The 13,700-nt window shown below is 61.9% G+C and carries 11 protein-coding genes; 10 read left to right on the top strand and 1 reads right to left on the bottom strand.

What is annotated here, in order from left to right; all coding sequences use genetic code 11:
- Nucleotides 1-622: 622 nt before the first annotated feature.
- The 3 genes from V9L18_RS22050 (at nucleotide 623) to V9L18_RS10335 (ending at nucleotide 2,898) form a co-directional block, all read left to right on the top strand.
- Nucleotides 623-958 carry an aldehyde dehydrogenase family protein gene (locus V9L18_RS22050; protein ID WP_443198060.1) on the top strand — a complete coding sequence of 112 codons (336 nt, stop codon included), beginning with the start codon at nucleotides 623-625 and terminating at the stop codon, nucleotides 956-958.
- A gap of 111 nt (nucleotides 959-1,069) precedes the next feature.
- Nucleotides 1,070-2,254: an NAD(P)/FAD-dependent oxidoreductase gene (locus tag V9L18_RS10340; protein ID WP_337347072.1), complete on the top strand. Its 1,185-nt coding sequence runs from the start codon at nucleotides 1,070-1,072 to the stop codon at nucleotides 2,252-2,254.
- Nucleotides 2,251-2,898 (top strand): TetR/AcrR family transcriptional regulator, encoded by a 648-nt coding sequence (locus tag V9L18_RS10335; protein ID WP_337347071.1) that lies wholly within the window; start codon nucleotides 2,251-2,253, stop codon nucleotides 2,896-2,898. Before V9L18_RS10340 ends, V9L18_RS10335 begins: the two co-directional genes overlap by 4 nt.
- 35 nt (nucleotides 2,899-2,933) lie before the next feature.
- Here V9L18_RS10335 and V9L18_RS10330 read toward each other — a convergent pair whose 3' ends face one another.
- Nucleotides 2,934-3,095, bottom strand: a complete 162-nt coding sequence (locus tag V9L18_RS10330) for a hypothetical protein (RefSeq protein WP_337347070.1) — start codon at nucleotides 3,093-3,095, stop codon at nucleotides 2,934-2,936.
- Nucleotides 3,096-3,787: 692 nt separating this feature from the next.
- On the opposite strand from V9L18_RS10330, the gene V9L18_RS10325 reads away from it, so the two are divergent.
- The 7 genes from V9L18_RS10325 (at nucleotide 3,788) to V9L18_RS10295 (ending at nucleotide 13,190) form a co-directional block, all read left to right on the top strand.
- Nucleotides 3,788-5,941 carry an acetate--CoA ligase family protein gene (locus V9L18_RS10325; protein WP_337347069.1) on the top strand — a complete coding sequence of 718 codons (2,154 nt, stop codon included), beginning with the start codon at nucleotides 3,788-3,790 and terminating at the stop codon, nucleotides 5,939-5,941.
- Complete coding sequence (locus V9L18_RS10320; RefSeq protein ID WP_337347068.1) at nucleotides 5,941-6,714, top strand: enoyl-CoA hydratase/isomerase family protein; 774 nt, start codon at nucleotides 5,941-5,943, stop codon at nucleotides 6,712-6,714. Before V9L18_RS10325 ends, V9L18_RS10320 begins: the two co-directional genes overlap by 1 nt.
- Before the next feature lie 10 nt (nucleotides 6,715-6,724).
- Entirely contained in the window at nucleotides 6,725-8,419 is a 1,695-nt protein-coding gene (locus tag V9L18_RS10315; RefSeq protein WP_337347067.1) for an ABC transporter family substrate-binding protein, read from the top strand.
- 50 nt (nucleotides 8,420-8,469) lie between these two features.
- Nucleotides 8,470-9,447, top strand: coding sequence for an ABC transporter permease (locus tag V9L18_RS10310; RefSeq protein ID WP_337347066.1), 978 nt, complete (start codon nucleotides 8,470-8,472; stop codon nucleotides 9,445-9,447).
- A 10-nt stretch (nucleotides 9,448-9,457) separates the two neighbouring features.
- Entirely contained in the window at nucleotides 9,458-10,381 is a 924-nt protein-coding gene (locus tag V9L18_RS10305; protein WP_337347065.1) for an ABC transporter permease, read from the top strand.
- A complete protein-coding gene (locus V9L18_RS10300; RefSeq protein ID WP_337347064.1) occupies nucleotides 10,378-12,510 on the top strand; it encodes an ABC transporter ATP-binding protein in 2,133 nt (710 codons plus the stop codon). The genes V9L18_RS10305 and V9L18_RS10300 overlap by 4 nt, the downstream gene beginning before the upstream one ends.
- 98 nt (nucleotides 12,511-12,608) lie before the next feature.
- A complete protein-coding gene (locus V9L18_RS10295; protein ID WP_337347063.1) occupies nucleotides 12,609-13,190 on the top strand; it encodes an isochorismatase family protein in 582 nt (193 codons plus the stop codon).
- The last annotated feature ends 510 nt before the right edge of the window (nucleotides 13,191-13,700 follow it).

The raw sequence follows: 13,700 nt of genomic DNA, 5'->3' as shown, positions 1-13,700 counted from the left end.
GATTCCTTGGAGCCAACGTTCCACATGACTTCGGCTGGGATCCCGATGGCGTGTTTTACGCGGACCGGTACTACCGCGAACATCTGACGACAAGCGGCGGATGGTGGTCCGGGAGGACCGTCAGCGCCTGCGTCCGCTACGGGGATGAACCCGGGGCCCGCCTTGGCATCGGTCTACTGTCCGGATGAGCGTCCGCATACCGACAGGGTCGACGAACACTTCGCCATACCCTGAGGGCCGGGCTCGCCTCCAGATGAGCCCATCCTCGCTGACCATAGGCGTGGCTGTGGGGGACTCCTACAACAGCTCAATCCTGGGCCCGTCCGCGTCGACGTACCACTGCCGGGTCTCGAAGTTGAACTTTTTTCGTCCCATGGTTGTCGAGCAAGCACAGATACGCCAAGTGTGCCGGGCTGTCCGGGTAAGCCAGGGCGAACTCCGCCAGGAGCTTGTCCATGTCAGAGGAAGCAGACCCTGCAGACACACATACTTATTGCTTACGAGCCTGAGGCTCCCGCACCGGGTTCGCCTTGTGTCGCGGCTCCTCTGCGACTATCGTTCTAAACATATGATTAGTTTATTAATCGCGCATTGCTTGAAGAATTGAGCGGTTAGAAGGAGTGTGGTGACGGTGGGATTAACGCAGAGCGATCTTTGGGGACCCTATTTTGCAAGATGCATCGTGATCAACGGGGAACCCTTCTCCGTCGAGAACCGCGTGACTGACGCGGTTATCGCGAACGTGCATTCAGCCTCTCCCGGGGACGTCCGAGAGGCCCTTGCGACCGCGGTAGCTGCCTTCCCTATTTGGTCGGCGACGACGGAGGAGCAGCGCGTGGCGATCCTGCGAGGGTTGGCCGACTGCCTGGAGGCCCACGAGGAGGAGCTCGCTGACTGGGCCAGCCGATCCGGCTGGCGCGCGGCACGAATGTCGGTCTCTCCATCCGCGTCGTGCTAAAACTCAAGGAACTCACGACCTCCGTGAGTTCCTGGTCAGGCAGTCAATCCAGTTCTGCGACACAGACGTCGTGGGCGGGGGACGACCCCGCCGGAACGAAAGGGTGATGCGATGCAGTCGATCGTCATCGTGGGCGCCGGGATCGCCGGCTCCAGCACGTTCTTCGCCCTCGCACGCCGGGGCGTGCAAGTGACCCTCGTCGACGACAGAGCGGTGGGACAGGCCACCGCCGCCAGTGCAGGGATCATCCAGCCCTGGTCGTCAGAGGCAATTGGACCGTACTTCGACCTGTACGCCGCGGGGGCGGCCTACTATCCCGAGTTACTGTCTCAGCTGGCAGAGGTTGGCGTCACCCACACTGACTACCGCCGCACGGGAAGTCTGCTCGTCAACCGGGATGCGCACGCACTCGACGAAGCCCAGGAACTGCTGGAGTCTCGCCGGGCGGCGCATGGGGAGGCCATGGGGCAGGTCGAACGCATCGATGGCACCTCCGCCCGTCATCTGTTCCCGCCTCTGGCAGAGGGCTTGGATGCGATCCACATCGAGGGCGGAGGCCGCGTCGATGGACGGACACTGCGGGACGCGCTGATCGACGCCGGCCGACGGCTCGGTGGTGAGACGAGGACTGGCGAGGCGTCGCTCGCCGGCGGCACCGATGTCATCGTGGGCCGCGAGCCGCTTCCCGCGGACGCCGTCGTCTTGACCGCAGGTTCATGGAGCGGCGAGATACTGGCCGGCCTGGGGCTGGACGTACCTGTGCATCCGCAGCGCGGGCAGATCACGCACCTGCGCCTCGATAATGCAGATACCTCCGCCTGGCCTAGCGTGCATCCCCTCGCGCCCCATTACCTTGCCTCCTTCGATGACGGACGCGTGGTCGTCGGCGCGACGCGCGAGAACGATTCCGGATTCGTTCCGCACGTCACCGCTCAGGGGCAGTTGCAGGTCCTGCGCGACGCGCTCTCCATCGCGCCCGGGCTCGCCGATGCTGCCTTGATCGAGACTCGGGTAGGTCTGCGTCCGATGTCCGGAGACTCCATACCTGTGGTGGGTGCCGTCCCCGGCCACTCTGGGTTGTTCGTCGCAACAGGGTACGGAGCCGGCGGCCTCACGATGGGGCCCTTGTTTGGTAGTCTTGTGGCGCAGATGATCCTGGGGGAGACGGTCGGGATGCTCGACGTCACAGCACCACGGACACGGCCTCCGGGCGCTGAGGGCGACATGCTTACAGGGGATGCGGTGGCTACCGATATTGGAGGACATCTGCGCGGAGTGCTGAGGAGGCCGAAATGACCAAAGAGGGAACGCATTCCTCTGCACGACCGGGAAAAGGTGCGATCATTGATGCCGCGCTCAAATGCTTCCACGAGCGCGGGTACGAGGGATCGTCGGTCCGGGACGTCGCGCAGGCTGCGGGGGTGACAGGTGCCGCGGTTTACCACTATTACGGCTCCAAGCAGGATCTGCTGATGGAGATCCTCGAGGGCTTCCTGACGAAGTCTATCCAGGCGACCGAGGATGCCGTGAGCAGGGCCGGCTCGGATCCTGTCGCCCGCCTCTTCGCCGCCGCTCAGTCGCACGTGCTGTGGAATACCTCGGATGTTGCAGCCAGCTTCGTTGTCAACAGCGAGATCCGCAGCCTCGAAGCGGAGAACCGCGCCAGACACATCGCACAGCGCGATAAGCTGCAGAGGATCTTCGACACGGCGGTCGAGGACGGATGCCGCGATGGGCTCTTCCTCACCCCGTGGCCCTTGGAGGCTAGCCGCGCGATCACTGTGATGTGCACTTTCGTCGCCCGCTGGTACCGCCCGGATGGAGCGCTTTCCGCAGAGGAGATCAGCTGGCGCTACGGTCACATGGCGCTGTCGCTGGTCCGTTCGGTGCGCGGTCCGCAGATCGACCTGCCCGCTTACCAGGACATCACGACCCAGTGACCTTGAGGGCGCGCGCTTGGTTATGAAGGCCTCGGTTACGTGCCAGCTCTCTGCGCAGGGCGGGACGCGGACGTGAGACGCTGGGCGATGGCACGGATGCCGCCGCCCAGCAGATCGTCGAGCGGGACGGCGCGTGAAGCGAGGGCGATATGAGCGGCCACCTCGGCGTCGAACGTCTGGCTCAAAGTACTTCTCACGTACGCTGCTGAATCCAACCAGTCACGGCAGCAACCAAGTTCCTCCGAAATCACCCCGACAGTCCGCCGTTCAGGCACGCTGAGTTGAACCGTGCGTTTTCGCCGGATTAACGCGGCTTGGTCATTCAGCCCCAGCGCAAGCTGGCATCGGGACGCGACTGTAATCACCAGGGTTCCGCCCCCGCCGGGGCTCCTTGACAGGTCGCACACGCGCGGACGAATCAGTCGTCTCCGGGAGGATCTCCACACGGATGCCACTATCGCCCAGCAGCCTCACCGAATGCGAAACCGCCTGCTCCAGCAGCTTTGCCGTCATCGCATCAGCGGCCGCACGGGACCGATTGAGAGTTACCACTGACAGTACCGACACGTGGGACGCGCACACCATCTTCGCCCCCATGCACCGACTTCGTCGTCGGCCAAACCAAATATCACTTTTTCAAATTTAAGTATTGTCTAAACGATCGTTTAGTACTACGGTGGCTATTGTAGGTCATCAACACCGAGCATTTGAATACGTTTGAGCGCAGCAAAAGAAGCTGCACAGCAAGGAAGAATCACGAAGACGTGTTGACCGGCAGTGGACAGCGTGACGCGCTATCGGCCGAATCGACAAGCAACCATATCCCGCGAAGCGAACATTCGATTAGGAATTCGCCAGAGCGGGACGGCACAAGTTAGGAAGAGGTAAAGTGACGGACTTCGCATCACTCGAACGACTTTTCGCTCCCAGGGCGATTGCAATCGTAGGGGCTTCTGAGACCCCGCAGAAGGGTGGAAACGCATTTGCGCGTGCACTCATCGAGAACGGCTACGAGGGCGACATCTACCTCATCAATCCCAAGGGCGGCGAGATCCTCGGGCACAAGATATACCGGTCTCTGGACGAGATCCCCGGTGAGATTGACATGTTCCTCAACCTCGTACCGAAGGCACTGACCTTGGACAGCGTGCGCGCTGCCGCGCGAAAGGGTGCACAGTTTGGCGTCATCTACACGGCCGACTACGCCGAAACCGGTGAGGCTGGTCGTCGCGAACAGGATGAGCTGGTGCGTACGGCAAACGATCTGGGGATTCGCCTGGTGGGTCCGAACTCTATGACCATCTTCAATAACCAGGTCAAAATGCGCGGCATGCGGCTCGGGCCGGTCGCCACGGGTGGCGTAGGCATCATCTCGCAGAGCGGGAACGTCGCCGAGACTATTTTCTACCAGGGGCACGCTCAGGGCCTCGGCTTCAGCAAGTTCGTCGGCACGGGCAACCAAGCCGATCTCACGGCGGCCGACTACCTGAACTACCTGGCTGATGATGACGACACGAAGGTGATCTTGATGTACATCGAGAGCCTTCGGCCGGATGACGTCTCGCGTTTCATCGAGGCCGGAATCAAGGCCACGAGCAAGAAGCCCGTCGTGGTGCTCAAGGGAGGCAGCACGACCTACGGGAGCGTGGCAGCCAGCTCGCACACGGCCGGACTTGCCTCTTCCGCTGAGGCATACCACGCACTTTTCCGGCAGGTTGGGTTTATCGAGGCCACCCATCTGAATGAGCTGGTCTCGTTCGCTGAGACTCTCTACCGATGCCCGCCGATGAAGAACCCGCGCGTCGCGCTCATCGGCTCCGGCGGGGGCCACGCCACGATGGTGACCGATGAGGCTACACGCGCCGGACTTGAACCGGTGCGCTTCACCGAGGAGACATCGGAGAAGATTCTGAATGTTCTCCCCCGGTTCGCACAGAGCAAGAACCCCGTTGACATGGTCGGTGCATTCCTAGGGGACTTCATGAAGTTCGCAGAGGTCACCGAGATCGCCTACGAGGACCCGCAGGACTATGGCGGGGCAATTAACTTCGGCCTTTATGGTACCCACCGCGGACTCGACTACCAGGACCGGTTCGGGCGGACCTATGACTCCGCGGCAAGTCAGCTCGCCCCGATTCAGGATCGAACGGGCAAACCGATAGTCTTCTTCGCACATTCGGCTGCCGACCCGATCCCGGCGTTCGACACCATGCGCCGTTCGGGGATTCCGGCGTTCAACACCCTTCAGATGGCCGCCCGGTCCCTGGCCGTGCTACACAAGCGCTATCTGCGTGATAACAAGACCATCGTCTTCAACGATCCGGCAGAGCCCAACTGCCCAGACCACACCAAACTGGAGACGGATGTCGCCGACGAAAGCACGCTGCCGACCGAGCCCGACGTGCTACAGATGTTCCAGGACCACGGGCTCCCGGTGGCGGAATGGAAACGTGCAGCAGACCTCGAGGACGTGCGCCGCGTTGCCACTGACGTCGAGTACCCCGTCGTGCTCAAGGCCGTCGTGCAGGGCGTCACCCACAAGTCGGACATGGGGGGTGTCACCCTGGATATCGCTGACGCCGATGAACTGATATCGGCAGCAGAGGACATGAACCGCCGCATGGTCGAGCACGGCCATGCCAAGGTCTGTTTTCTCGTGATGCGGCAGCTCACGCCAGATCACGAACTCTTCATCGGTGTGCACCGCGACCCGGTCATCGGCCCCGTGATCCTGGCCGGACTTGGCGGTGTCTACGCCGAGACCCTCAACGACGTCGTTATGGTTCTGCCATACGCCTCCGAAGAGGAGATCGCCGAGAACCTGCGTTTGCTGCGCAGCTACCCCGTGCTCGAAGGTGCACGAGGCAAGCGCGGCGTCGACATCAAGGCGTTCGCGCACTTGATCAAGGAGGCCGGTCGCCTGCTGATCACACACCCGGAGATCGATGACATCGATATGAACCCCGTGCTCGCAACCCCAGACGGTCTCTTCCTCGCCGACGGCGTCATCACAAAGGCGTCAGCGGACGCAGAGGCGTCCTGATGATCGAGGAGACCAGGGACGACGTTGTAGTCGAATCCCGAGACGGCGTCGGAAGGATTTTGCTGAACCGACCGGATCGACACAATGCGCTGCTGCCACAGATGTACAAGGACATCACAGCCGGGATGGACACGCTGCAAGCGGACCCTGAAGTCAGGGTGATCCTCCTCGAAGGAGCGGGCAAGTCCTTCTCGTCAGGCTTCGACCTCGGCTTCAAAAGGCCGCCGACGACTTTGGCTGACCGTGCAAAACAGAACATCGCTGACATCGGCAACGAAGCGAGATGGCGAATCTGGGACTCACCGAAACCGGTGGTAGCCAAGATCCGCGGATACTGCCTAGGGGGCGGCTTCGAACTCGTGGCGCCTACGGACTTCACGATCTGCGCCGATGACGCCCAACTGGGATTGCCCGAGATCCAGTTCGGATCTGGATCCGCATTCTTAATGCTGCCATGGATGGTCAACGCTAAGGTCGCCAAGGACGTGCTGCTCACAGGGAGACGCCTCTCGGGCACGGAAGCCGCCCAGATGTCCCTCGTGACCCGCGCCGTCGCACCCGACCAGCTAGACGCGGCCGTCGACGACCTGGTCGGGCAGCTGCTGCAGATGCCACCAGGGGCCATCGCATTCGCCAAGCAAGGGCTCAATGCGGCTTATGAAGCCCAGGGCATGCGTGCGGCCATCAATGGATGGCGCAGTTCCGCCATCCTCATGGGCGCTCTGACACAGCAGCCGACTGATAACTACCTTAAGATGAACTCCAGCAGATAGGACCAAGTCAATGAAGATCAGGCCGCTTATCGTATACCTCGCTGCCCTCAGTCTCGCGCTCACGGCGTGTGTAGGCGGGACGAGTGAAGAACAGGACGCCGGAAAGGTCAACGGCGACCCGACAACCGTTAACTCCGGAACCGCGCAGGCGGGCACCGGCGACGTGAAAGTCGCGGTGGCCGCAGCACCGACCAACTGGAACGTCGCCACACCGACCGGCAACAGCGTCGTTACTGAGTATCTCGCAAGCTTGATCATGCCGGCCGCGTTCATCTCGCAGCCGGACTGGACTCTCAAGATAAACGAGGACCTGCTGGTCAGTGCAGACGTGACCGCTAATGACCCGCAGACTGTGGAGTACGTGATAAACCCCGATGCCAAGTGGTCGGACGGCACGCCTATCAATGCGAAGGACTTCGTCTACACCTGGCAAGTGCAGAACGGAAAGGACTGCGCAGACTGCCAGATCAACGCGATCGGCGGATACGGCAGCATCGCGAGCGTCGAGGGTGCCGACGACGGCAAGCGCGTCATCGTGAAGTTCTCCGAAACCTACGGAGAGTGGCAGAGCCTGTTCAAGTTCATCTTCCCCAGCCACATCGCCGCCAAGCACGGCACATTGAAGGAGTCGTTCGACACCTTCTTCGCCCAGACGGTCCCGGAGTGGTCCGGGGGTCCGCTTAAGCTGTCGGATTACATTAAGGACGAATCCATCAACCTCGTCCCCAATGAAGCCTGGTACGGGGACAAGCCGAATCTAAAGACGGTCAATATTCGAATCATCACCGACCAGGCCCAGTGGCCGACTGCGTTGGCCAACGGGGAGATCTCAATGATGGCCACCGAGCCCACCACAGACCTCGTCGCAGAGCTCGACAACATGACCCCCCAGGGCTTCAAATACCAGCTGAGCCCCGGCAACCGTTTGGTCTGGTTGGGCGTCAACATGAAGGACCCGAAGTGGCAGAATAAGGCGCTGCGTGAGGCCGTGATGACCGCGATCGACATGGAGAGTGTCATCGACCGGACGGTCGGCCAGTTCGCCGACTTCGTAAAACCCAGCAGGAGCCTCGTCTACCTACCCAATCAACCCGGGTACACCGACTCCATGAAGGCGGCCGGTGTCGATTACGGCTCCGGAAATGTGGAGGCTGCGACGAAGATGCTCACCGACGCCGGCTACGAGATCAAGGACAAGAAGCTATACGCCCCGGACGGCAATCCCGTTCCGGACATCAAGATCGTGACCTATCGCCGGCTCGCATTCGAAAACATCGCTCGTGCCACGGTTGACGACCTCCGCGCTATTGGTGTCAACGCCCAGATGGTCGCCGACCCGTCGCCCTTCGGCAACTATGTTATTCCGGGCAATTACGACTTCTCGCTCCTGAACTGGTCCATGGTGCCGTTCTCGGCGTCCAAGGCGAGCACCTCCTGGACGAGCAAAGCGAACTCAACGGGCTTCAAATCAGCGGAGGTCGATGACTCGATCTTCAAGGCGATGCGGACCGTCGACCCGGCGGAGGCGACCTCCGCGCTGCAGGCGGGCGACCGCCTCCTGCTGGAGAGCTCAACAGCGATGCCATTCTTCCAGCTGCCCTCCGTGTTTGGGTACCAAGGAGACCTGGTGAACGTCCGAGACAACCCCTCGCTCAACTCGGGCCCGACGTACAACGTGGTCGACTGGGGAATCAAGGCCGAGTGAGCCGCACGAGTTGACGGATCCCTCCCTTTCGATAACGCACGGAGCAGACTATGACGACATACATTCTGAGGCGGCTGGCGGTTGCGATACCGATGCTTCTCATTGCGACCTTCATCATGTTCGTCCTGACATCCCTGTCAGGCGACCCCCTGGCCGCCATCAAATCCCAGCAGCCGGCGCCGACTGCGGAGGCGATCCGTCAACTCGAGCACAAGTTTTACCTTGATCAGCCGCTGATGCAGCGGTACTTCACGTGGATCAGCGGCGTTTTCCGCGGCGACTTCGGGCCGTCACTGACGGGCATCGACACTGGGGCTGAGCTGCTCTCGCGCTTCTGGGTCACCTGCCGGCTCGTCCTCCTGGCCTTCGGCCTCGCCGTGGTCCTGTCGGTGATCCTGGGCGTGTGGAATGCCGTGCGCCGCTACCGGATCTCCGATCACATCTCGACCTTCGTCACCTTCCTGATGCTGTCAATGCCGCTGTTCTGGCTGGCAATGATCTTCAAGCAGTGGGCAGTGGGCATCAATAGGTCCGCCGGCGATACGGTGTTCTACACGATCGGCGACGGCAGCACCATCCAGTCGGTCGGCTTTCTCTCGGGGGTTGCGGTGTTCATCGGCGTGATGACCCTACCTACCCTCGTGCTCTCGTCCACCATGGTCGGCCAGTTCAGCCGCTATACCCGCGCATCAATGCTCGACGTGCTCGACCGCAGCTATATGGAGTTGGCCACGGCGAAGGGCTTGAAGCGCGGCCGCGTGCTGATCCTGCACGGACTTCGCACGGCACTGATCCCGTTCGTCACCGTCGCCGCCATGGAAATCGGCGCTGTCCTAGGCGGCACCATGGTGCTCGAGCAGGTGTTCCAGTGGCGCGGGCTGGGGGATCTGATCCTCACCGCCATCACGAACCACGACATCTATGTGATGCTCGCCTGGATGCTGGTCGCATCCACGCTAGTGATTGTTTTCAATCTCATCGCCGACCTACTGTACAGACTGCTGGACCCCCGGGTCCGTGTGACATGAGAAGGCTCTTATGACTTTCAACATTGATTTACCCGAGCCCCAGGCGACCACCGGGACCCATGTGAACCGGATCCCCCGACGTCCCACGTTCCGTAGCCGCCACCGCGGTCTGGACAGTTTTTTGCGGCACAAAGTCGCGGTCGCAGCCAGCTTCGTCCTCCTCGCGGTCGTGCTCTTCGCGTACGTCGGGCCTCTGTTCTGGACGTACGATGCCGGTGAGCCGACCCGCGACCTCTCGGTCCCGCCGTCTCTCGAGCACCCGTTTGGAACGGACAGCCTCGGATACGACCTGCTGGCGGAGGTGATGCGCGGTACCCAGCGGTCTCTTCTTATCGCGCTCGTCGTCGGGCTCGGCGCGACCGTCATCGGCTCCATCTGGGGTCTGATCTCCGGCCTGGCGGGCGGCAAGATCGACGCGCTGATGATGCGCGGTGTCGACCTCACCCTGATGTTCCCCGTGATCGTGGTGGCATCCTTCCTCGGATTCCAGGCCGGAGCGTCGGCCTCGGGCTGGCTGTGGGTCGCGGTGGTGCTGATGTTGATGTCTTGGCCCCCTGTGGCGCGCATCGTCCGCGGCGTCTCACTGAGCCTTAAGCAAGAGGAGTACGTGGCGACCGCGCGGGCCACTGGTGCGAGCCGGCTCTGGATCGTGCTCCGTCACATCGTGCCGAACGCTCTGGGACCGATCACGGTGGCCGCTTCGATCCTTGTTGCGACCTCGGTGCTCGCCGAGAGCACCCTCTCCTACCTCGGCTTCGGGGTCCGGCCGCCGGACACGTCGCTGGGCCTGCTCATCAACGAGGCCCAGGCATCCGTAAACACCCGTCCGTGGCTGTTCCTCATCCCGGGCATGTTCATCGTGACCATCGGAATCTGCTTCAGCTTCATCGGAGACGGACTCCGGGACGCACTGAGTGAGGAGCGTAGCAAATGACAGGACAGCCGAACGGACTGCTTTCCATGCCGTCCACGCGATCCGGACAGGAAAGGGTGCTCTCTGTCGAGGACCTGCGGATCAACTACCAGACCAAGCACGGGGCGTCCGCTGCCGTCCGAGGGATCTCGTTCGACCTCTCCCGCGGCGAAGTCGTCGGCATCGTCGGCGAGTCGGGGTGCGGCAAGTCGTCCGTTTCGCGATCGCTCATCGGCCTGCTGCCGGACAATGCGCAGGCCACCGGGCGCGTCGAAGTTGGTGGAGTGAATCTCATTGATGCAAGCCCCGCGCAATTGCGTTCCGTTCGCGGCCGCGTGGTCGGCTTCATCCCGCAGGACCCGCTGAGCTCCCTTAACCCCGTCTACCGGATTGGATGGCAGCTCGCAGAGGCGGTGCAGGCGCACCAGCGGGTGAGCACGGCGGCGGCCCTAGCCCGTGCGGTCTCGCTGCTGGACGCTGTGGGCCTGCCGAATCCCAAGCTGCTGCTCGAGAAGTATCCGTTCCAGCTCTCCGGGGGAATGCGACAGCGCGTCGTCATCGCCATGGCGCTGGTCAACGATCCCGACGTCCTCATCGCCGACGAGCCGACGACCGCGTTGGACGTGACCGTGCAAGCGGAGGTCCTCGAGTGCATCGACCGCGTGAGGGAAGCGGTCGGAGTCGGTCTGGTCCTGGTGACGCACGACCTCGGCGTGATCGCAGGATACGCGGATCGGGTCAACGTGATGTACGCAGGGGAGTTCGTCGAGAGCGGCACCGCGGACGACATCTTCTCCGACCCGCGCATGCCCTACACGCTCGGCCTTCTCGCCAGTGTGCCGGATCTGAGCGCGCCGGCGCAGCGGCTGGTGCCGATCCCGGGGCGCTTGCCGGACCTAAGCGAGCCGATCCTCGGATGCGCATTCGCCGATCGATGCCCCATGGTGCAGCAAATCTGTCGTTCCCAGGCGCCGATCCCGATCGTTGTGAGGGACGGGCACGACGCCGCATGCCACTTCGCCTCCGAGATTGACAGGAGCACTTTCGTGGGGTTCGCCGGCGAATCCCGACCCGAGCTTGATGGCGCACAGACAGCTAATGAGCATGACGCCGCCGATGTGGCGGTGCTGCTTGAGCATGACGACGCCGAATCCGGGGTACTGCTTGAGCTGGACGCCGCCGTGCGCCGCTATCCGTTAGAGGGGCGATCAGGACTGTGGCGACGACGCGAACGTGCCGAGGTCCATGCGCTGGACGGTGTTGATCTCACCTTGCACCGTGACGAGACCGTCGGTATCGTCGGCGAGTCTGGATCCGGTAAGTCGACGCTCATCCGCGCCATGCTGGGCTTGGAGAAGCTGACCGCGGGTGAAGTCCGTTACCGCGGCCGCAACATCGAAGGGCTGCCAGCGCGGGACGAGATGAAATTCCGCCGGGCTGTCCAAGTCATGATGCAGGACCCGTTCTCGTCGCTGGATCCGAAGATGACGGTGGAGCGGCTGATCGACGAGCCGCTGAGGATCCACAATGTGCCCGTGGACGACAAACGTGTCGGGGAGCTGCTGACAACTGTGGGCCTTCCGGAGAGATACCGCCACCGCTATCCGAGAGAGCTGTCTGGCGGTGAACGCCAGCGGGTTAGCATCGCTAGGGCACTGGCGCTCTCGCCCGAGGTGCTGATCCTCGATGAGCCGGTCTCGGCGCTCGATGTGTCGATCCAGGCGGGAATTCTCAACGTCCTGCAGGACCTGCGCGAGCAGCTTCACGTCGCAACCATCTGCGTGTCCCACGACCTGTCCGTAATAGCGCATATCTCCGACCGGATCATGGTGATGTACTTCGGACTCGTCATTGAAATCGGAACGCGTGATCAGATCATAAAACGACCCGCGCACCCGTACACGCAGATGCTGCTTTCAGCAGTGGCCACCCTGGATCCGGTCGTCGAACGCGCGAAGGAACGTTCATCTGTAGCAGGCGTTGCCCCTGATGTGACGAACCCGCCGAAAGGCTGCCGATTCATTGGGCGCTGTCCGAAGTATCAGTCCGAACTTGACGAAGATCAGCGCCAGCACTGCCGGGACGTCCGTCCTGAGTTGTCGGCGGCTGTCGAAGGCGGCGCCGCTGTCGCCTGCCACTTCCCATACTGATCAAACAGGGAGCCAAGTCTGCCTCGCCTTCAGGGGCTGAACTACAGCGGATCTACCCTGACCACACCATCTACTGCTTTGTTCAAAGGAAAGTATTTATGGATCTCTTCGACCCGACCGCCACTGCTTTGGTCTCGATCGACCTGCAGGAGGCAAACATGTCGCATCCGCACGAGCCACATACGCCACACCAGGTACTGCACCAGTCACTGCGGCTGATGGCAGCCGCCCGAGCGGCCGGTTCTCTGGTCGTGCACGTGCGCTCGAGTTTGCTGCCGGACGAGTCCGATTCGCTGCAGCCGATGCTCATCGAGCAGATGCGACCGGCGTTTCCGCACCGTGAACCGCGCTGGGACCAGCTGGTGCCCGAGGTTGCACCACTGCCGGCCGAGCCGGTGATCGTTAAACGCAGCTGGAACGCATTCCACGGCTCCGACTTGGATGTACAACTGCGCCGGCACGGCATCGACACGATCGTGTTGGTGGGCATGTCCACTAACTATGGTGTGGAAGGGACGGGCCGCGCCGCCTACGAACACTACTACAACGTCGTGTTCGCGGAGGGGGCGATGTCGTCGGTCACGGCTGAGGGGCATGCGTTCACCGTAGCGAACATCCTTCCGCTGATCGGCCGCGTCCGCTCGGTGAACGAGGTGGAGAAGGCCTTCGCTAACGGCTGAGTGCCAATAGGCAAGGATGCTCGAGGATTGAAAGTTGACCACCCATCTACCGTACATTTCTAAATGTATGTTTAGTGGCGGCTGGGCATTACGTGGATCGTATAGGCGTACGGCCAGGAAGGAATCAGGATCTCCGCCAGGCCAGGCTCCTATGGACCCGGGGGCCTAACGATGCAATTCACACTCCATGCCTCTTGCTCCACAGCTCGCCTTCAACCCACAGGGCCTTTGCAACGGAGCTGATGCCAGTCGCCGCGGGACGGCCTTTTGACACTGAATAGCCTATAGATTTCACGCTCTGAAATGCGGCAGGGGCGGCCCGAGCGTGGTTCCACCTCAGCTCGGACTGACGGTCATTGAAAATCTTCGTTGAGGCTTCAGTGAATCGGGTATAAGCCCCTGAATATTAGTTTGCTTTTCGTCCCCGATCGAGACCATATGGCAAGCGTAACTTACGAGACGCCAAAAGGTTGCCCCCTGAACAACCGTTTAGTTATACTTGTTCTAAAC

Origin of the sequence: Pseudarthrobacter sp. CCNWLW217, assembly GCF_037203985.1 — a bacterium.
In the GTDB taxonomy this organism is placed as follows: Bacteria; Actinomycetota; Actinomycetes; order Actinomycetales; family Micrococcaceae; genus Arthrobacter.
This window is presented reverse-complemented; position numbering and strand designations above follow the sequence as displayed.